At 44.3% G+C, this 19,929-nt stretch carries 15 protein-coding genes; 4 read left to right on the plus strand and 11 right to left on the minus strand.

All coding sequences use genetic code 11. The features are described from left to right. Positions 1–182 precede the first annotated feature (182 nt). The 9 genes from V7R39_RS15675 to sdhC form a co-directional block, all read right to left on the minus strand. On the minus strand, positions 183–3,104 hold the full coding sequence (locus V7R39_RS15675; RefSeq protein ID WP_334031841.1) for a TonB-dependent receptor: 2,922 nt from the start codon (positions 3,102–3,104) through the stop codon (positions 183–185). Between the two features lie 385 nt (positions 3,105–3,489). Continuing rightward, complete coding sequence (gene sucD / locus V7R39_RS15680) at positions 3,490–4,362, minus strand: succinate--CoA ligase subunit alpha (protein WP_013783986.1); 873 nt, start codon at positions 4,360–4,362, stop codon at positions 3,490–3,492. Then, on the minus strand, positions 4,362–5,528 hold the full coding sequence (gene sucC, locus V7R39_RS15685) for an ADP-forming succinate--CoA ligase subunit beta (protein WP_163106255.1): 1,167 nt from the start codon (positions 5,526–5,528) through the stop codon (positions 4,362–4,364). Before sucC ends, sucD begins: the two co-directional genes overlap by 1 nt. A gap of 153 nt (positions 5,529–5,681) precedes the next feature. Continuing rightward, the gene (odhB, locus tag V7R39_RS15690) at positions 5,682–7,199 is read right to left on the minus strand and encodes a 2-oxoglutarate dehydrogenase complex dihydrolipoyllysine-residue succinyltransferase (protein WP_334031845.1); all 1,518 of its coding nucleotides are present in this window, start codon (positions 7,197–7,199) and stop codon (positions 5,682–5,684) included. A gap of 9 nt (positions 7,200–7,208) precedes the next feature. Further along, on the minus strand, positions 7,209–10,028 hold the full coding sequence (gene sucA / locus V7R39_RS15695; protein WP_334031846.1) for a 2-oxoglutarate dehydrogenase E1 component: 2,820 nt from the start codon (positions 10,026–10,028) through the stop codon (positions 7,209–7,211). A gap of 174 nt (positions 10,029–10,202) precedes the next feature. Continuing rightward, positions 10,203–10,913 (minus strand): succinate dehydrogenase iron-sulfur subunit, encoded by a 711-nt coding sequence (locus V7R39_RS15700; RefSeq protein ID WP_334031848.1) that lies wholly within the window; start codon positions 10,911–10,913, stop codon positions 10,203–10,205. A 14-nt stretch (positions 10,914–10,927) separates the two neighbouring features. Next, positions 10,928–12,700, minus strand: a complete 1,773-nt coding sequence (gene sdhA, locus V7R39_RS15705; protein ID WP_334031849.1) for a succinate dehydrogenase flavoprotein subunit — start codon at positions 12,698–12,700, stop codon at positions 10,928–10,930. 1 nt (position 12,701) lies between these two features. After that, entirely contained in the window at positions 12,702–13,049 is a 348-nt protein-coding gene (gene sdhD / locus V7R39_RS15710) for a succinate dehydrogenase, hydrophobic membrane anchor protein (RefSeq protein ID WP_032094187.1), read from the minus strand. Continuing rightward, positions 13,043–13,417: a succinate dehydrogenase, cytochrome b556 subunit gene (gene sdhC, locus V7R39_RS15715; protein ID WP_032094188.1), complete on the minus strand. Its 375-nt coding sequence runs from the start codon at positions 13,415–13,417 to the stop codon at positions 13,043–13,045. The genes sdhD and sdhC overlap by 7 nt, the downstream gene beginning before the upstream one ends. Positions 13,418–14,116: 699 nt before the next feature. Between sdhC and V7R39_RS15720 the strand changes: the two genes are divergently transcribed. Together V7R39_RS15720 and V7R39_RS15725 are read left to right on the plus strand one after the other, a co-directional pair. Then, complete coding sequence (locus tag V7R39_RS15720) at positions 14,117–15,394, plus strand: citrate synthase (RefSeq protein WP_032094189.1); 1,278 nt, start codon at positions 14,117–14,119, stop codon at positions 15,392–15,394. Between the two features lie 87 nt (positions 15,395–15,481). Beyond that, positions 15,482–15,904 (plus strand): DUF3429 domain-containing protein, encoded by a 423-nt coding sequence (locus tag V7R39_RS15725; RefSeq protein WP_163106245.1) that lies wholly within the window; start codon positions 15,482–15,484, stop codon positions 15,902–15,904. A 160-nt stretch (positions 15,905–16,064) separates the two neighbouring features. Here V7R39_RS15725 and V7R39_RS15730 read toward each other — a convergent pair whose 3' ends face one another. Both V7R39_RS15730 and V7R39_RS15735 read right to left on the minus strand, forming a co-directional pair. Next, positions 16,065–16,970, minus strand: coding sequence for a pirin family protein (locus V7R39_RS15730; protein WP_334031851.1), 906 nt, complete (start codon positions 16,968–16,970; stop codon positions 16,065–16,067). A 15-nt stretch (positions 16,971–16,985) separates the two neighbouring features. Beyond that, positions 16,986–17,948, minus strand: a complete 963-nt coding sequence (locus V7R39_RS15735; RefSeq protein WP_334031853.1) for a glutathione S-transferase family protein — start codon at positions 17,946–17,948, stop codon at positions 16,986–16,988. A gap of 638 nt (positions 17,949–18,586) precedes the next feature. On the opposite strand from V7R39_RS15735, the gene tcdA reads away from it, so the two are divergent. Continuing rightward, positions 18,587–19,363, plus strand: coding sequence for a tRNA cyclic N6-threonylcarbamoyladenosine(37) synthase TcdA (gene tcdA, locus V7R39_RS15740; RefSeq protein ID WP_163106239.1), 777 nt, complete (start codon positions 18,587–18,589; stop codon positions 19,361–19,363). Between the two features lie 141 nt (positions 19,364–19,504). After that, a complete protein-coding gene (locus V7R39_RS15745; RefSeq protein WP_334031855.1) occupies positions 19,505–19,912 on the plus strand; it encodes a hypothetical protein in 408 nt (135 codons plus the stop codon). Positions 19,913–19,929 lie beyond the last annotated feature (17 nt).

Raw genomic sequence — 19,929 nt, forward strand, 5'->3', positions numbered from 1 at the left:
GTAAACTTCACCTTTTTATTAACGCTTGAGCGTACTTTTCTTTGCTTTAACGATAATAAAAAGAAGGGGTATACGATAAAAGGCCCCAATCAGCATGACTATTTGGGGCCTTCATTTGTATCTTTCTAACTCTGTTTATACCACTCCCAATGAGAGCGGCACAAGTTAAGCGTTATCAAACATTAGAACGTGTAGTTAACACCGAGTAGGAAGTTGCGACCAAACTGCTGAAATTCAGTAATTTGACGTGAATCTCCTGGATTAGTGCGAATAGTAGGCTCGTCTGTAAGGTTCTGGCCCTGAAGAGTAACACGCAGACCATGTAGCGATTCAATGCCAGATTCACTGAAGTCATAACCGATTTGTGCATCCCACTGCTCAACACCCGCATCTTGGATTTGCGCTAGAGAAAGGCTAACCGCTCTTGTTTCTGTGCTAAACGCGTCGCGTTTGGTACCTGAAACGCGGAATTCAAACCCATTGCTTTCATAAAACGCTGTCAGTGAGTACGTTTCATCCGATAATCCTGGTACTGCATCGCCGTTGTCTAACTCACCGTCTAGGAACGTTGCACTAGCAAAAACACCAAAGCCTTCAAGAGAGTCGTGAAGCATGTCTAAAGGAAGGCTACCCTGCACTTCCCATCCACGTACGAATCCTTCAAGCCCATCTTCGCGGAAGCTTACTACGCCGTTAAATATTGTCGGTGGCACAATATCATTCTCATCTAATACGTCATCGTTATTAATGTCAGTTTGACCTGAAGTTTGATGGAAGCCTTCAATAAACGACTCAGAAAAATCACCAATAGTTTGGCCACCCACATGCCAGTTAGTCAAATCTTTATAGAAGAAACTAACGGCGACGTAGCCAGAATCGGCAAAGTAATTCTCATAAGCAACATCAAACTGGTTTGCTTCAAGTGGTCTTAAGCGAGCATTACCTGAACTTGCAGACCATGGTCCGTTACCCACATCCTGAGAGATAATTTGTTGGTCATTAAATACGAAATTTACCGTATTGTTTGGACGCATGTCATCCATGCGAGGGCGACTCATTACTTTACCCATTGCAGTACGGATAAACTGATTCTCTGCAATCTCAAAACTTAAGTTAAGCGTTGGTAAAATATCGTGATACGACGCACCGTCAGATATTGGTGTAACCGCTGTGAATCCCGTTGGACCGGTTGTTGTATTAAAACCAAATCCGCGCTGATCTACATCTATTACCTGAACACCTAAGTTACCGGTAATGTAGACGCCACGAAGTTCAGTGTCGATAGTCAGTTTGGCAAACATTGTAAGCAGGTCTTCAGCGATTGTGTATGTATCGCCTATTCGACCATTTTCGAATAGCTCTGCTTCGGTTTCTATATAGTAGCCACTGCGATAAAGACCCAGGCTGTCGTACGCTACAACACCTTCAATGCCAATGTGGCTTAAGTCTGCGGTACCAAGAGGGTTTGGTATAGATTCTGAACTTGGCCAAAGTGGAGATGTTAAGAACGCTCCGTTGTTGTCTTTTGACTTTTCACGTTCTTGGTAGTTAACACCAGCAGTGAATTTAGAGAACATGCCCCAATCAACAAAACCTTCAATATCAAGTCTTACTGCATCTAGAGTTTCATCAAAAACTGGTTCATTAACAAAGCCATCTTGTGCGGTATCTGGACCGAAGCCTTCCACACCTTGGAACTGCTCAACTGGTGCTAACGAGCCACCCCAGGCCTGTGGGCCAGCAAGTTGAATCATAGATGCGTCAGTTAAGTCAACGCTATCAAGTGTAGGGTGGTCGCTGTAAACAGCACCGGTTGATGTCATAGTCCACGAGCGAGGCGTCATAGGACGTCCTGCCACACCCGCGCGTCCAACACCTGAATAGCTTTCAATATCGGTAATCGTCTTATCTACTTGCCCTGTAGATACATCTAGTGTGGCCGTCCAATCATCATTGAGAATATACTCAACGTTAAGTCCGAAGGTAGTAAGCTCTGCCTGCTGCTGACGTGAATCGTTTCGAATAACGGAGAAGAAGCCATCAAAATACCCTGATGTAACCAAGCCATCTTCTACACCAGTAATAGTATATTCGCTTGTTCCCCACTCTGCGCCGCCTTCTTCAACACCACGTCTAACATCGTTCTCTTCAAAGTCGATGTATAGAGCGTCAAATTGAACTTTTAAGTTATCAGTTGGCGCATATTCAATAACACCGGCAACCGAAGTACGGTCAAGCATGGAAGAGCGCGTAAATGAATCGTGACCTCCGAGTACTACAGTACCGTCTGGAACCTCAACTGTATCTTGGCCATCAAATCTTCTTGGATTCCATAGCGGATTACCATTGTCATCAAATGTACCCTCTGGCGTTGTATTGACATTGGCATATCCCCAACCGCGGAAATATTTTTCTTGGCGAGGCGATTCCATATCCGCAACCACTAGCGCTACACCTAACTTGTCATCTGCGAATTTGTCTACATAGTTTACAGAAATTCTATGGCCGTTATTGTCAAAATCAGGGTTTCCAGAATCTTCACCGTTCACCTCATAACTACCGTTTATAGCAAAAGTCTCTTTCGCTGTAAGCGGGTTAACGGTTCTGATATCAATAGTACCACCAATGCCCTGAGTCATAAGACCGGCTTCCGGTGTTTTATAAACAAGTATGTTAGAAACGATTTCTGTAGGGTACAAATCGAACTCAACCCCACGGTTATCACCCATACCTAATAGTTCGCGTCCATTAAGCGTTGTACCCACGTAGTTTTCGTTAAAACCACGCACTGAGAGACCACTTGTTCTGCCGTTTCTACGCTCACCGGCTAGACCTGGAAGGCGTGCTAGTGATTCAGCAATAGAGGTATCTGGCAATTTACCAATATCTTCTGCAGAAAGTGCCTCTACAATTGAGGTGTTGTCCATTTTTATCGCTTGCGCGCGTTGTAAACTTCCGCGGATGCCACTGACTTCAATGACTTCCACTGCCGTTTCATCAACTGCGTCTGTATCTGACTGCTGAGCTAGTGCAGGAGCACTACCAAAAGCAACGCCGCCAGCGATAAGCGCTGTCTTAATTAGGTTTGGTTTAAAGTGTTTCATAAAACAGGTGTCCCGTAAGGTTTCAATTTTTGCCTATTTAATTGTTATTGTGACAAAGAAATGACAATAGATTACATGTCGTAATGCTATAGAGGTGTGAGTTATTGCACAATTGCTTGCATACGTATTCAATCCACTTTTTCAACAATACGTTAACATTAGCAGCAAATTTAATTTTGTAAGTTAATTACGCAAAAGCCATAAAAACGGGGCTTACAGGGCATTTTGTTGTTCTTTTGTTTCACCAAGGCAAAATAAAATGTAAATAGAAGTTTGTGCATTAAGACTAGTAAAAGATGATTAGCCATAAAAAAACCCGCTACAAGCGGGTTTTTATAATTATTTAAAGTGGCTATTTTAAATAGCTACTTGGCATGCCAATCGCTTACCAACCAGTGGTTTCGCGTAGTGCTTTACCAATTTCAGCTAGAGAGCGCACGGTTTTAACACCTGCATCTTCTAGTGCTTTAAATTTCTCGTCAGCTGTACCTTTACCGCCAGCAATGATTGCACCAGCGTGCCCCATACGCTTACCTTCAGGTGCAGTCACACCCGCAATGTAAGAAACAACAGGCTTAGTTACGTTAGCTTTGATAAATTCAGCAGCTTCTTCTTCTGCTGTACCACCAATTTCACCAATCATAACGATAGCTTCAGTCTGAGGATCGTCTTGGAACAACTGAAGAATATCGATGAAGTTAGAACCCGGAATAGGGTCACCACCAATACCAACACAGCTAGACTGACCGAAACCTTCATCAGTAGTTTGCTTAACCGCTTCGTACGTAAGTGTACCAGAGCGAGAAACAATACCTACTTTACCAGGCTTGTGGATGTGTCCAGGCATGATACCAATCTTACACTCTCCAGGAGTAATAACACCTGGGCAGTTTGGACCAATCATGCGAACGCCTTTGGCATTTACGTACTCTTTAACGTAAAGCATATCTAGCGTAGGAATACCTTCAGTAATACAAACGATAAGCTCGATGCCAGCATCAGCAGCTTCTACGATTGAATCTTTACAGAATGCAGCTGGTACATAGATAACAGTTGCCGTTGCGCCTGTTGCTTCTACCGCTTCACGTACTGTATTGAATACTGGAAGACCTAGGTGCTCAGTGCCGCCTTTGCCTGGTGTAACACCACCAACCATTTGCGTACCATAAGCAATGGCTTGCTCAGAGTGAAAAGTACCTTGACCACCAGTGAAACCCTGACAGATTACTTTGGTATCTTTATTAATTAATACAGACATTATTTGCCCTCCGCTGCAGCTACAACTTTCTGTGCTGCATCAGTTAGCGACTCAGCAGCAATGATATCTAAACCAGAGTTCGCTAGAACTTCACGGCCAAGCTCTGCGTTTGTACCTTCAAGACGTACAACAACAGGAACATTAACGCCCACTTCTTTGACCGCACCGATGATACCTTCGGCAATCATGTCACAACGTACGATTCCACCAAAGATGTTAACTAAAACGGCTTTAACGTTATCGTCAGATAAGATGATTTTGAATGCTTCTGCAACACGCTCTTTAGTCGCGCCGCCACCAACGTCTAGGAAGTTAGCTGGCTTGCCACCGTGTAGGTTTACGATGTCCATTGTACCCATTGCAAGGCCGGCACCGTTAACCATACAACCTACGTTTCCGTCTAGTGCAACATAGTTAAGTTCGAACTCAGCAGCATGCGCTTCACGTGCATCTTCTTGAGTAGGATCTTGCATAGCTTTAACTTTAGGCTGGCGGTATAACGCGTTGCCATCGATAGCTAGCTTAGCGTCAAGACAGTGAAGGTCACCATCTTCTTTGATTACAAGCGGGTTAATTTCAATCAATGCAACATCAAGATCTTCGAACATCTTGGCTAGGCCAAGGAAAATCTTAGTAAATTGTTTGATTTGAACGCCAGAAAGACCAAGTTTAAACGCCATTTCGCGTGCTTGGTAAGGCTGAGCACCAACAATTGGGTCAATTTCAGCTTTAAGAATTTTCTCAGGTGTTTCTTCAGCAACAGTTTCAATCTCAACGCCACCTTCAGTAGAAGCCATAAACACAACGCGACGGGTTGTGCGGTCAACTACTGCACCAAGGTACAATTCGTTAGCGATATCTGTGCAAGATTCAACAAGGATTTTGCTCACAGGCTGACCGTTTTCGTCAGTCTGGAACGTCACCAAATTTTTGCCAAGCCAGTTTTCTGCGAAAGCTTTAATAGCGTCAGTATCTTTTACCAACTTAACGCCGCCAGCTTTACCGCGACCACCTGCGTGGACCTGACATTTTACTACCCACTCTTCTCCGCCAATTTTTTTTGCGGCATCAACAGCATCTTGAGGAGTGTCTGCTGCGTATCCTTCAGAAACAGGTAAACCGTATTCTTTGAATAGCTGCTTACCTTGGTATTCATGCAAATTCATGGTGTTTCTATCCGATTTTTAGTAAGACAAAAGTCGCAAATGCGACTTGATTAGTTTGGCTGATATTATCACATCAAATATCAGCGTTGCGTTAGAAGCAAACACAGCATAAACCATATTTGCTACTAACCACAATTGCGTGAGACGGAAGTCTTATACGTCTAATAATAGACGTGTAGGGTCTTCAAGCATCTCTTTTACGGTTACCAAGAAGCCTACTGACTCTTTACCATCAACAATTCTATGATCGTAAGAGAGAGCAAGATACATCATTGGCAAAATTTCTACTTTCCCATTAACCGCCATTGGACGATCTTGGATTTTATGCATACCCAAGATAGCACTTTGAGGAGGGTTAATGATTGGTGTAGACATTAGTGAACCAAAAACACCGCCGTTCGTGATGGTGAAGTTACCACCTTGTAGGTCAGACATTGCTAGCTTACCGTCACGACCTTTCAATGCTAATTCTTTAATACCTTTCTCAACACCGGCCATACCTAACGTATCGGTATCTTTAAGAATTGGTGTTACCAATCCCCGTGGCGTTGATACTGCAATAGAGATATCGAAGTAGTTGTGATAAACAATATCATCACCGTCGATAGACGCATTCACTTCAGGGAAGCGCTTAAGCGCTTCAGTCACTGCTTTCACGTAGAAAGACATGAAACCAAGGCGAATACCATGACGTTTTTCAAAACTCTCTTGGTACTGCTTACGCAATTCCATAATAGGCTTCATGTTGACTTCGTTAAACGTAGTTAGCATGGCCGTAGAATTTTTCGCTTCTAACAAACGATTTGCAATCGTCTTGCGAAGACGCGTCATTGGAACGCGTTTTTCAGTGCGATTTCCAGCCGGTAAGTCTGGTGCTGATTCACTTGACGCAGAAGCTGCCGCAGGTGCTTTATTACCACCTTTCAGATGCTTTTCAACATCTTCTTTAGTGATGCGACCATTTTTACCTGTGCCTTTAACACTCGACGCATCGACGCCTTTCTCTGCGAGTAAACGACGAACTGATGGGCTTAATGCATCGCTGCTATCATCGCTTTCGTCACTATCATCTGCAGGAGCAGATGCAGCTGTACCGCCAGATGCGCCCTCTACAAATTTAGCAATCACTTCTTCAGCAGTAACTGTTGCGCCTTCTTCGGCAACAATTTCTGATAGTGAACCATCAGCAGGAGCAACCACCTCAAGAACCACTTTATCAGTCTCAATATCTACTAAATTTTGATCGCGAGATACCGCCTCGCCAACACCTACATGCCAGGTAGCTATGGTAGCGTCAGCAACAGACTCTGGTAATACTGGCACTTTTACGTCAGAAGCTTTACCAGAAGGTGCACTGTCAGACTTATCAGCTTGTGCTGGTTTAGACTCTTTCTCAGAGTCAGACGAGTCTGATTTAGCCGGAGCAGCAGCGCCGCCCTCTTCAAGTTTCGCGATAACCTGCTCACCTAAAACCGTTGCACCCTCTTCGTTCAAGATCTCACCGATTGTACCGTCCGCTGGCGCTACAACTTCTAGAACTACTTTATCAGTTTCAATATCAACCAGATTCTGGTCTCGTTTAACTGCATCACCGGCTTTAACGTGCCAGGTTGCAATGGAGGCATCGGCAACTGACTCAGGTAGAACCGGAACTTTTATCTCAATTGTCATTTCTGTTCCTTATTTAATAGTGAGAGCGTCTTCAATCAGTGCTTTTTGCTGCTGATTGTGAACGGATACATAACCTACTGCAGGCGACGAGGATGCTTCACGACCCGCATATGTTAACTTTGCACCTTCTGGAATTGCTTGCCAGAAATGGTGTTGGCTACAGTACCAAGCGCCCTGATTTTGCGGCTCTTCTTGGCACCAAACCCAATCTTTTACGTGGCTATACTGTGCCACAATTTTCGCGCATTCTTCTTGCGGGAAAGGATAAAGCTGCTCTAAACGAACGATAGCAACATCGCTTTGTTCATTCTTACGGCGTTGGTCAAGCAAATCGTAATACACTTTGCCAGAACACATTACCACGCGTTTGACGTCTTTCGGGTCTAAATCGTCTATTTCACCAATTACGTTGTGAAACTTACCTTCACTGAGCTCTTCAAGAGAAGATACAGCCAACGGGTGACGTAATAGTGACTTAGGCGACATAACAATAAGCGGCTTACGCATAGGGCGGACCACCTGACGACGCAGCATGTTATATACCTGTGCTGGCGTTGACGGCACACACACTTGCCAATTGTGATCGGCACACATTTGTAAGAAACGCTCTAGTCGCGCTGAACTATGCTCTGGACCCTGACCTTCGTAGCCATGTGGTAACAAAACAGTTAAACCACACAAGCGGCCCCATTTTGCTTCACCTGAACTTAGGAATTGGTCAAACACAACCTGTGCACCGTTAGCGAAGTCACCAAACTGGGCTTCCCAAATGGTCAAACAAGTCGGCTCGGCAGTGGCATAACCGTATTCGAACGCCATTACTGCCTCTTCAGACAGCACAGAATCGTAAATTTCGATTTCGCCTTGGCCTTCTCTTATGTGTTGCAGAGGTAGATAAGTCGAACCGTCTGTTTGGTTGTGAAGTACCGCGTGGCGGTGGAAGAACGTACCGCGACCACTGTCTTGGCCTGTAATACGAATATCTTCGCCAGCATCAACAAGGGTAGCGTAGGCTAAATTTTCTGCCATGCCCCAATCGAGAAGCTTTTCGCCAGCGACCATAGCTTTTCTGTCTTGATATAATTTGTTTACACGAGAGTGAAGCTTGTGGTCTTCAGGGAAAGACGTAATAGACTCTCCCAGTTCTTTAAGTTTTTCTACACTTATGCTGCCGTCGTACGGCGTATCCCAGTCGTGACCAAGATACGGAGACCAGTCAACGCTGTGCTCTGTCATCGGGCGCCACTCTTCTACAACACAAGCACCGTGATCAAGCGCTTCGCGATACTCTTGTAGATAGCGGTCCGCATCACGCTGCTCAATAACGCCTTCAGCAATGAGCTGATCGGCATATATAGCACGTGGAACCGGATGCTTCTTGATTTTCTGATACATTAACGGCTGTGTTGCGTTAGGCTCATCAGCTTCGTTATGACCGTGACGGCGATAACAAACCAAATCGATAACCACATCTCGCTTAAACTTCTGACGGTATTCAAGCGCTAGTTGGGTTACAAATGCAACGGCCTCAGGGTCGTCAGAATTTACGTGAAAGATAGGAGCCTGAACCATTTTCGCAATATCAGTACAGTATTGCGTAGAGCGGGTATCTTCCGTTTTTGACGTAGTAAAACCAACTTGGTTATTGACTACTATTCGCACAGTCCCGCCGACAGCAAAGCCTCGGGTTTGTGACATATTGAAAGTTTCTTGTACAACGCCCTGACCTGCTACAGCCGAATCACCGTGAATGGTAATAGGCAATACCGTATTGGTATCGTTTTCGCGGCGAACAAGACGTGCTCGCACAGAACCGATAACCACTGGGTTAACGATTTCTAAGTGGGATGGGTTAAATGCTAACGCTAAATGAACGTTGCCGCCTGGGGTGGCAAAGTCAGAAGAGAAACCAGCGTGGTATTTAACGTCACCTGCACCAAGTGAATCGTCGTGCTTTCCTGAGAACTCGTCAAACAATACTGAAGGGTTCTTACCTAGCACATTAACCAACACATTTAATCGGCCGCGGTGGGCCATACCAATAACCACTTCTTTAGTGCCAGCCGCGCCGGCTTTGGTTATTAGTCCTTTAAGCATGGGCACTAACGCGTCGCCACCTTCAAGAGAGAAGCGTTTTGCGCCAGGGAATTTCGCACCAAGGTACTTTTCCATGCCGTCAGCAGCAGTAAGCCCTTTAAGAATGCTTAATTTCTCGTCACGAGAAATTTCTGGCTTAGCCTGCACTGATTCAAACTTTTGCTGTAACCAACGTTTTTGGTCGGTATCGGTAATGTGCATATACTCAGCACCGATAGAGCCACAATACGTTCTGTTAAGCGATTTGACTAATTCACCTAACGGAAGCGACTCTTTACCAATGGCATATGAGCCTACGTTGTAAACAGAATCGAAATCTTCTTCAGAGAGGTTATGGTGAGAAAGTTCTAGGTCGCGTACTCTAGCTTGTTTCCAAAGCCCTAGCGGGTCAAGGTTAGCGTGCTGATGTCCGCGGAAACGGAATGCATTAATAAGCTGGAGAACTTTAACTTGCTTGCCGTCTGAACCACTTGCAGAGGGTGCCGTGGAACTAGACATTCGTGCAGTTGGACCTAACGCAGCAAGTTGCCTAAATTGATTTTTAATTGCTGTATGATTAGTTTCTAATGCTACGCCATCAAGATTGGGGAGGTTATCGAAGATTTGACGCCATGTTTCGGAGACGCTTTGAGGGTCTTCCAAATAGGCTTCATACAACTCTTCAACATAGGCAGCGTTGGCACCTGCCATGTGCGAGGAATCCCACCACGCTTTCATCACGCTTTCTTGCATTTAATTTGCCTTGCTACGTTTTATAAAATCTAGTTAACAATCAAGTACTATTATAAGGCTATTCTCAACAGAACCAAGTGTTATCACTATGAATACATAAAAAAAGCCATCCTAACTGGATGGCTATTTAGATTATCAAAAATCTGTGACTAACTTAGTTAGTAAAGATTCGAACTAAACAGCCCGAGACAGAAGCATAGACTTTATTTGTCCAATTGCTTTTGTTGGGTTTAATCCTTTCGGGCATACGCTTACGCAGTTCATAATACCATGACAACGGAATACGCTAAATGCGTCGTCCAGATCGTTCAATCGCTCGTCTGTCGCCGTATCACGGCTATCGATTAGGAAGCGATAAGCATGTAATAACCCTGCAGGGCCGATGAACTTATCTGGATTCCACCAAAATGACGGACAAGATGTTGAACAACAAGCACATAATATACACTCATACAGACCATCTAACTTCGCACGCTCTTCAGGAGACTGCAAGTGCTCTCTGGCAGGTGGCTGCTTTCCATCGTTGATCAAGAAAGGCTTAATCTTCTCGTATTGAGTGTAAAATTGCGTCATATCAACAACAAGGTCACGTACTACAGGTAGACCTGGAAGTGGACGTACAACAATTTTGCCCTTTCCTAACGCTGACAGTGGAGTAATACAAGCAAGACCGTTCTTGCCGTTCATATTCACACCATCTGAACCACATACACCTTCACGGCATGAACGACGGAAAGACAACGAGGCATCTTCTTCTTTCAATGCAATCAGTGCGTCTAGTACCATCATATCTTGACCTTCCTCTACTTCTAGAGTGTAGTCTTGCATGCGTGGTTTAGCGTCAACATCTGGGTTATAACGGTATATCGAAAATTCTAATTTCATTATCGTTACCTCTCTTAATACGAACGCGCTTTAGGAGGGAATGCCTCTCTAAGTTTCGGCGCCATATTGACATCACGTTTAAGCATTTTTTCAGTGTTCGGATCGTAAACGCTGTGGCATAGCCAGTTGTCATCATCACGATCTGGGAAATCGAAGCGGCTGTGCGCGCCACGGCTTTCCGTTCTGAAATTCGCTGCTACTGCTGTGCTGTACGCGGTTTCCATTAGGTTATCAAGTTCTAGGCATTCAATACGCTGTGTATTAAAGTCTGAGCTCTTATCGTCTAGGCGGGCATTCTGCAAGCGCTCGCGAATTTCGCTAAGCTCTTTCAGGCCGTCAGCCATTGCTTCACCTTCACGGAATACTGAGAAGTTAAGCTGCATGCATTTTTGCATGTCTTTCTTGATCTGAACTGGGTCTTCGCCCTTGCCAGTCTCTGAACTTTCCCAGCGGTTAAATCTAGCCATTGCTGCATCTAGGTCAGACTCTGATGCGTCGCGACTTGGCGCCATGTCTGACAATGTCTTGCCAAGGTGCATACCCGTGGCGCGACCAAATACAACCAAGTCAAGTAGTGAGTTACCACCTAGGCGGTTTGCGCCGTGTACTGATACACAAGCAATCTCACCACAAGCAAATAAACCATTCACAACTTTATCGTTGCCGTTTTCGTCCACTGCTAAGCACTGACCGTCAACATTAGTAGGAATACCGCCCATCATGTAGTGACACGTTGGTATTACTGGAATTGGTTCTTTTACAGGGTCAACGTGAGCAAAGGTACGAGACAACTCAAGAATACCAGGCAGACGTGATTCAAGTACGTCCTTGCCAAGATGATCTAGCTTAAGTTTGATGTGCGTGCCCCAAGGCCCCTCGCAACCACGACCTTCTCGAATCTCAGTCATCATTGAACGAGCAACAACGTCACGGCCCGCTAAGTCTTTCGCATTGGGTGCATAACGTTCCATGAAGCGCTCGCCGTCTTTGTTGAGTAGATAACCACCCTCACCACGACAACCTTCAGTAACTAGTGTTCCTGCACCAGCGATACCCGTTGGATGGAACTGCCACATTTCCATATCTTGAACCGCAACACCAGCACGTAGTGCCATACCAACACCGTCACCAGTGTTGATGTGGGCATTAGTGGTAGATGCGTAAATACGACCCGCACCACCTGTTGCTAGTACCACCGCGCGAGACTTAAAGTACACGACTTCGCCAGACTCGATGTCGATTGCTGTGCAACCAACAACGTCACCGTCTTGGTTTTTCACTAAATCAAGGGCGTACCATTCAGAAAATACTTTTGTTTTATTTTTTACGTTCTGTTGGTAAAGAAGGTGAAGAAGCGCGTGACCTGTACGGTCAGCAGCAGCTGCTGTACGTGCCGCTTGCTCGCCACCAAAGTTTCTAGATTGTCCACCAAAAGGACGTTGATATACTTTTCCGTTTTCAAAACGAGAGAAAGGTAGACCCATATTTTCCATTTCTATAATGGCTTCAGGACCTTCTTTACACATGTATTCGATTGCATCTTGGTCGCCGATGTAATCTGACCCTTTTACAGTGTCATACATGTGCCATTCCCAGTTGTCTTCATGTGAATTACCTAGCGCAACAGTAATACCACCCTGTGCAGACACAGTATGAGAACGGGTTGGAAAAACTTTTGATAACAGTGCACATGACTTACCAGACTGTGAAATCTGTAGCGCGGCACGCATACCTGCGCCACCAGCCCCAATTACAACTGCATCAAACTCGTGTACGGGTAAACTCATCTTACACTCCCCACAATACAAATAGGCCGACAGCTACGTAGCCAAAAGCGATGATATTTAATATATATTGTAATCCCGCGCGCAGACTTGTTGACTTAACATAGTCTGATAGTACCTGCCAAAGGCCGATACGTACGTGGATCATCACTGCGATTAGTGCTGCCAATGTGAAAACTTTCATAGCTAAACCAGAAAATAACCCACGCCATTCGACGTAACTTAAGCTACCGCTGGTTATAAAGTACCACGCCATGAAAATCGAGTACGCGAAAATAATTGCTGCTGTCGCACGAAGTGATACGTAATCTTGTACACCATCGCGCTTCATACTTGCTTGGTTGGTTACCATAATGCAACTCCCAATACTACGGTCAGTACAATCCACAGTGCGATTGTTGCTTTTGCACTATTGTTGCCTGACTCTAATTCTTCCCAGTGACCTAAATCCATAACAACATGTCTTAGGCCGCCTAGAATGTGATACGTCAGCGCTGAAGCTGTGCCTATTGCGACAAATTTTCCAAAGAAACCGTCCATAATTGCTTGTACATTCGCGAAGCCTTCAGGCGACTGAACAGATACTGCCCATGCCCAAATAACGAAAAGTAACGCGAAGAACATTGCAACACCGGTTACGCGGTGGAGAATTGACGAAATAGCAGAGGGCGGAAATTTAATAGTATTGAGTTCTAAATTTACTGGTCTTTGCTTTTTCACAATGTATGCCTGTTTAATCCGTAGGGATAAGAATTACTTGTATTTATTATGTCCTGAACAAGTGAATTCGCTTTTAACCTGTTAATTGCCTCATCCATTGAGTTGTTAACAATTTGTGAACTTATCTTTAATGCTTTTAACAGAATGATTATTCTAGTATTCAAGCACCGCCGAGTATATCCAGCGTAGTATATAATTACAATTTTTTGTGTCGTAGTAAGACTTTAGTCTGCATTAGCACTTTATTGGTAACTATTTTAAATAAAAAGAGATCACAATTGCTCCAAACCCGCCGCTTCTAACGTACTAACGTTTGATTTAGGTTATCAGTGCTGAGTTCGTGTGACCACATTATATAGAGCAAGTTAATGTCTTTTAATGTAACTGGTTAATTATTCTGCACGAGGTTTAAAACCTTGAAACTTAACTAGGTATAAAAACATCGATTAATGATTTACCTTTTCCCAAAAGTAATTAAAATTATTGGGGTATTAAGGAAAGTGGTGTTTTTATTTAATGAATAGTGAGCAACAAAGTTGCTGATACAAATCTCAGTGATAGAGAATATTTATTATACATATATGCAATAAAATTGACTTATTGGTGCATAATAAAGTACAAATACGCCCACTTTTCCCAATTAAGCGGACATTTTCGTCCGTTTTGCTGCAAACAGAACCATTCTGAGGAGAGCAATATATGGCAGATCAAAAAGCCATTCTTAAAGCCGGCGACAAGGAAATCGAGCTTCCTATTTTGTCTGGCACAGAAGGACAAGATGTAATCGACGTCCGTTCAGTTGGACAACACGGTTATTTTACTTACGACCCTGGTTTTATGGCTACAGGATCTTGCGAGTCAAGTATTACCTACATTGACGGCGCTGCCGGCGTACTTCTTCACCGTGGTTTCCCCATCGAAGAACTAGCGCGCGACGCTGACTATCTAGAAGTGTGCTACATGCTGTTACACGGTGATGCACCGTCTACAGAGCAATACGAGGAATTTAAAGAGACAATTACTCGTCATACAATGGTTCACGAGCAAATTAACATGTTCTTCCATGGTTTCCGCAACGACGCCCACCCTATGGCGATGTTGTGCGGTACTGTTGGTGCAATGTCATCGTTTTATCACAGCGACCTTGACGTTTCTAACGAAGAACAGCGCGTACGCAGTGCGCACCGTTTAATCGCGAAAATGCCTACACTTGTTGCTATGTGTTATAAGTACAATGTAGGTCAACCGTTCGTATATCCTCGTAACGACTTGAGCTATGCAGCTAACTTCTTAAACATGATGTTTTCTGTACCTGCTGAAGAACATAAGATTAGCCCTGCAGTAGAGCGAGCAATGGACCGTATCTTTACGCTTCATGCTGACCACGAGCAAAATGCATCTACCTCTACCGTTCGTCTAGCTGGTTCATCTGGTGCTAACCCTTATGCATGTATCGCTGCAGGTGTTGCGTCTTTATGGGGTCCTGCTCACGGTGGTGCAAACGAAGCATGCCTTAACATGCTAGAAGAAATCGGTACTGTTGACCGCATTCCTGAGTTTATTGCCAGAGCGAAAGATAAGTCTGACCCATTCCGCCTAATGGGCTTCGGTCACCGTGTTTATAAAAACCACGACCCGCGTGCCACCGTTATGCGTGAAAGCTGTCATGAAGTACTCAGTGAACTTAACGTAAAAGATCCACTGCTTGAAGTAGCAATGGAACTGGAAAAAATTGCGTTGAGCGACCCGTACTTTGCAGAGAAGAAGTTATTCCCTAACGTTGATTTCTATTCTGGTATCGTACTTAAAGCCATTGGTATTCCAACTAACATGTTTACATGTATCTTTGCGCTATCGCGCACAGTGGGTTGGATTTCACACTGGCATGAGATGATGAGCGATCCAAAACAAAAAATTGGTCGTCCTCGTCAGCTATACACCGGTCACAGCCAAAGAAAATATACTCCTATAAAGTAGTTATGAACTAACTGCCTTTTTAGGTTGTAAAAATAGCGCCACGATTGGCGCTATTTTTGTTTATGGCGTTTTTTTTAAGGAGTGTAAATGCCCTATTCTGCACTTGGTCTTGGTTTAGCAGGTTTAATACCGTTTATTGCTATGCCGCTGGCCTACGTATTTAATATTTTATCCATTACGCAAAGCGCAACGTACTTCGTGCAGTATTCCGCAGTGTTACTTTCTTTCTTTGGTGGCGTTCACTGGTGGGATTCAATAAGCAATCAGCGCTACGACAGGCAAATGTATTTGGCCATGTTGCCCACTATTGTGGGATGGCTTTGTCTTGTTTTCGCCAGTGATGTAAAGGTCCTCGGTGTGCTGTCGTTGAGCTACGTTGCCGTTATGCTTTACGATAAATTCACTCTCAGCCTACCAAAAGACCAAATTGTGAGTTACATCGGATTACGCATGGGATTAACCACCGTTGCGGTAGTCAGTCATGCCTGGATGATATTTCTATTATCATAAACATGACGATGTAAAAAAGCAGACCGCCACAGCTCGTTTGAGCTGTGTCGCGGTCTCGTCACTCTTACTTAGTGACTCTCGTGATTAGTGACTCTCATAATTCGCGTCTCTCTCACGTTGCTACAGTGCTACTTGGCAAGTCTCTTATGTTGCAAGTCTCTTATAATGTCAGTGTCCCATTTTTATACGCCTCAAACGCCTCCATTATTTCTTGCTGCGTATTCATAACAAACGGCCCATATTGGACAATGGGCTCATTAATCGGCTCACCAAATACCACAATACACTTGCAATCACCCTTGGCGAGAAGCGTTAGTTTTGAGTTCTCAGTACTTGTGGACGACAGTACCCCGAGTTCTGTTGCACTGAGTGTGTCTTCCAATGCTGCTGATTCTGGATTTACTGTCAACGCCCCCTCATAAACATAAATAAACCCCTCTTGTATTCCCTTAATATTAATAGAAATAACAGAGGGTTCATCCTCGGTGGGTGTAAGATGAACATCAAAAAACGACGGTGCGACAGCGGTGGTTTTTACAGGTCCAGCAACACCGTCAAATTCACCAGCAAGCACCTTCACTGTGGCTCCGTGACTATTTACAACCGGTACGTCTGACGGTTGAATGTCTTGGTAGTTAGGCGGTGACATTTTTTCATGAGACGGAAGATTCACCCATAATTGAAAGCCTTGTAAAAGACCCTCTTCTTGCTCTGGCATTTCTTCATGGATAATACCTTTACCTGCATTCATCCACTGGATACCACCTGCCTCTATAACCCCCTCGTTTCCTACAGAATCTTTGTGACGCATTTTCCCTGCCAACATATAGGTCACGGTTTGGAACCCTCTATGAGGGTGGGCAGGAAAACCTGCAAGATAATCATTCGGTTTATCGGAACCAAAAAAATCGAGCATTAAGAACGGGTCAAGCCTAGGGAGCAACGGCTGCCCAATAATGCGTGTTAAAGAGACACCGGCCCCATCACTCGTGGCTACCCCTTTTACCCGTTTTGTGACGAAGCGTTGAGTAACAGCATGTTTTTGATCATTAGTGCTTGAATTCATAACAGGTGCTCTCGCTCATTTACCGATGTTTTCTCTGCCATGGGCAGACATCAAATCTTGAGATGGTCCCACTGGAATAACCTGGGTTGGGTTAATCATGGTATGACTAAAATAATAGTGACGCTTTATATGGTCAAAATTGACGGTTTCTGCAATGCCAGGTATTTGGTAAAGCTCCTTCATATACCCGAATGTATTTGGGTAATCGGATATTTGCTTTTTATTACATTTAAAGTGTCCGTGATACACGGGGTCGAAGCGTATTAAGGTGGTAAATAGACGCCAGTCTGCCTCAGTTAACGTGTCTCCCACTAAATAACGCGATGAGGAAAGACGAGTTTCAACCTCTTCAAGGGCATCGAACAACGCATTGACGGCTTCTTCATACGCCTCTTGTGTAGTGGCAAAACCAGACTTATACACCCCATTATTAATATTGTGGTACACCAATTCGTTAATTTCGTCGATGTCAGAGCGCAATATCTCAGGGTAATAATCATCATAGTTTCCTGTTAGCGCATTAAAGTCGCTATTGAGAATTCGAATGATGTCTGCTGACTCGTTGTTAACAATGGTGTTGAGTTTTTTATCCCACAAAATTGGCACAGTCACTCGTGTTGTAATATCAGGGTCAACCTTGGTGTATAGCTGGTGAGCAAACTCAAAGTTAAAAAGTGTATCGCCAGTTGCACCAGGATACTCTTTAAATTCCCAGCCATAATCGAGCATTTCTGGATGCACGACAGATACGTCGATGTGGGATTCTAGCTTTTTAAGCTTGCGAAAAATCAGTGTTCTGTGGGCCCATGGGCACGCTAAAGATACATACAGGTGATAGCGTCCGCTTTCAGGGGCAAACTTTCCATCACTACCCCCTATTCGATGACGGAACTTACTTGCCTGCCGTTCAAACTTGCCGCCACTTTTATCAGTGTCGTACCATTTATCTTGCCACTTTCCATCAACTAATAAACCCATAACCTTACCTCTTTGTTAAGGGCGCGTTAACCGTTGCCGCGCATCCGAACCAACGGTTTTTAAAAAACGTTAACGCGCCTAAATGTTGAACACCTTAATTTCGATAAATTAATTAAAACATGTAATTTATAGAACGTATGTTGACTTAATACGGATTTATCATTCTAAAAAAGCTAAAGAAACTGATGGTTAGTGACCCGTTACGAGTACAAAAAACGTATCGTCGGTGTAACATGTTGAGTCCGTTGATGATTCTGGCAATGATTTTTGCGGTGATTTCTGAGAAAATGCGCCCCGTTTCAATTTAGGTGCAGCTAAGGTTGGCAAAAGGTGTGGCTAAAGCGCCAATAGATTGCTGACAGAATGCTAATAGAGTGCAGAGTAAAGCGCCGAAGAATTCATTGAGCTAATCACTAAATTATTTACGTAATTGGTTGCAGAGCTATCCATTGAATTAGTCGACGCGCTGTTCCTTGAGCTAATTACCGTGCTGTTCGAAATACAAAACGTAAAATGAAGTGCGAAACAAAGTGCGATAAAGGTGTTTAGCGCGCAATAAGCCATTCGCAGAGATAAACAAAACTAATTGAACAAGCTTGTTTCATTGAGCGAGTCATAACGAACTGAGTAAAATTACCATGTCTGAAGACCCACGGTTAGGTGGCATAGTGCGCCTGTACGGCGCAGAACAAACCCATGCACTAGCAAATAGCCATGTTGCCGTTATTGGCATAGGTGGCGTGGGCAGTTGGACCGCTGAGGCTCTTGCGCGCTCGGGAGTGGGCAAAATAACCCTAGTAGACTTAGACGATGTTTGTGTCACTAACACTAATCGCCAAATCCACGCACTCAATAACACAATAGGCGAGCCGAAGGTCGAGGTAATGGCATCTCGCATAGCGCAAATCAATCCAGCGTGTGACGTTGCGGTGATAGAAGATTTCATTACTCCTGAAAATACAAAAGATTTGCTAACAACTGAGATGGATATGGTTGTGGATGCTACTGACAGTATTCGCGCTAAAGCAGCCATGATTGCCCACTGTAAACGCAATAAAATTCCTATTGTTACTGTTGGCGGCGCAGGCGGTCAGATAGACCCTACCCAGGTGACACGGGGCGACTTGTCAAAGACAACCCAGGACCCTCTTGCGGCAAAGCTTCGAAGTGAATTGCGACGTTTTTACAATTTCAGTAAAAACCCCAAACGCCGTTTTGGCGTTGAATGTATCTACTCCACGGAACAGCTTCGCTACCCTCAGCCAGATGGCTCTGTGTGTTTTAGCAAATCAGCAATGGAAGGTGGAACCCGACTAGATTGCGCTGGAGGATTTGGTGCCGTTGTCACAGTAACGGCAACATTTGGCATGTTCGCAGCAGCAAGCGTCATAAACCGATTAACGGGTAACAAGTAATTTAAACGCGCTTTCATATTACCTTAGGGCAAACAACCTGTTATATTTCAGGGCCTATAGTATTGTCATGCCCAATGTATTGTACTGACTAGCCCGTGTAGATCTTAATCCACGGCTGTATCGCCTAAAAAGGAGAAGACTGTGTCACCAGAAGAGCTCAATAAATTAATGGCCGATTGTGCATCCGACGCAAAAGTTGTCGCATCTAAAGAGTTCGACATCACCCTTGATGACTCACCGCAAAGTATTGCAACGGTAGATGACGTTTTACTTAGCTTTATTGACAAGTTTCACGACCAGGCCTTAGAAGATGAGGCGGTTTTTACTATTTGTAATATTTTTGGCGCCTACGTGGGTGAAATATTAAAAAATCAAATTGGCGGAGAGTGGGTTTACGATCAGTCTAACCCGAAAGCCCCAACTGTCTTTTTAGGTGTTGGTGGCAATACTTATGCATTAGCTGGCATTTGTTACGAGCGTTTAGTCAACGACAGTCAAGTGAGTGTTTATGCTTACTATGAACAAGCCTTGGCCAACCATAAGCACTAATGCGGCTATGATTAGCA

This window comes from Alteromonas sp. P256, from assembly GCF_036864455.1.
In the GTDB taxonomy this organism is placed as follows: Bacteria; Pseudomonadota; Gammaproteobacteria; order Enterobacterales; family Alteromonadaceae; genus Alteromonas.

Coding starts and splice junctions, on each gene's coding strand:
- V7R39_RS15675 (WP_334031841.1), bottom strand. CDS start 3,104: ATGAAACACTTTAAACCAAACCTAATTAAGACAGCGCTTATCGCTGGC.
- sucD (WP_013783986.1), bottom strand. CDS start 4,362: ATGTCTGTATTAATTAATAAAGATACCAAAGTAATCTGTCAGGGTTTC.
- sucC (WP_163106255.1), bottom strand. CDS start 5,528: ATGAATTTGCATGAATACCAAGGTAAGCAGCTATTCAAAGAATACGGT.
- odhB (WP_334031845.1), bottom strand. CDS start 7,199: ATGACAATTGAGATAAAAGTTCCGGTTCTACCTGAGTCAGTTGCCGAT.
- sucA (WP_334031846.1), bottom strand. CDS start 10,028: ATGCAAGAAAGCGTGATGAAAGCGTGGTGGGATTCCTCGCACATGGCA.
- V7R39_RS15700 (WP_334031848.1), bottom strand. CDS start 10,913: ATGAAATTAGAATTTTCGATATACCGTTATAACCCAGATGTTGACGCT.
- sdhA (WP_334031849.1), bottom strand. CDS start 12,700: ATGAGTTTACCCGTACACGAGTTTGATGCAGTTGTAATTGGGGCTGGT.
- sdhD (WP_032094187.1), bottom strand. CDS start 13,049: ATGGTAACCAACCAAGCAAGTATGAAGCGCGATGGTGTACAAGATTAC.
- V7R39_RS15720 (WP_032094189.1), top strand. CDS start 14,117: ATGGCAGATCAAAAAGCCATTCTTAAAGCCGGCGACAAGGAAATCGAG.
- V7R39_RS15725 (WP_163106245.1), top strand. CDS start 15,482: ATGCCCTATTCTGCACTTGGTCTTGGTTTAGCAGGTTTAATACCGTTT.
- V7R39_RS15730 (WP_334031851.1), bottom strand. CDS start 16,970: ATGAATTCAAGCACTAATGATCAAAAACATGCTGTTACTCAACGCTTC.
- V7R39_RS15735 (WP_334031853.1), bottom strand. CDS start 17,948: ATGGGTTTATTAGTTGATGGAAAGTGGCAAGATAAATGGTACGACACT.
- tcdA (WP_163106239.1), top strand. CDS start 18,587: ATGTCTGAAGACCCACGGTTAGGTGGCATAGTGCGCCTGTACGGCGCA.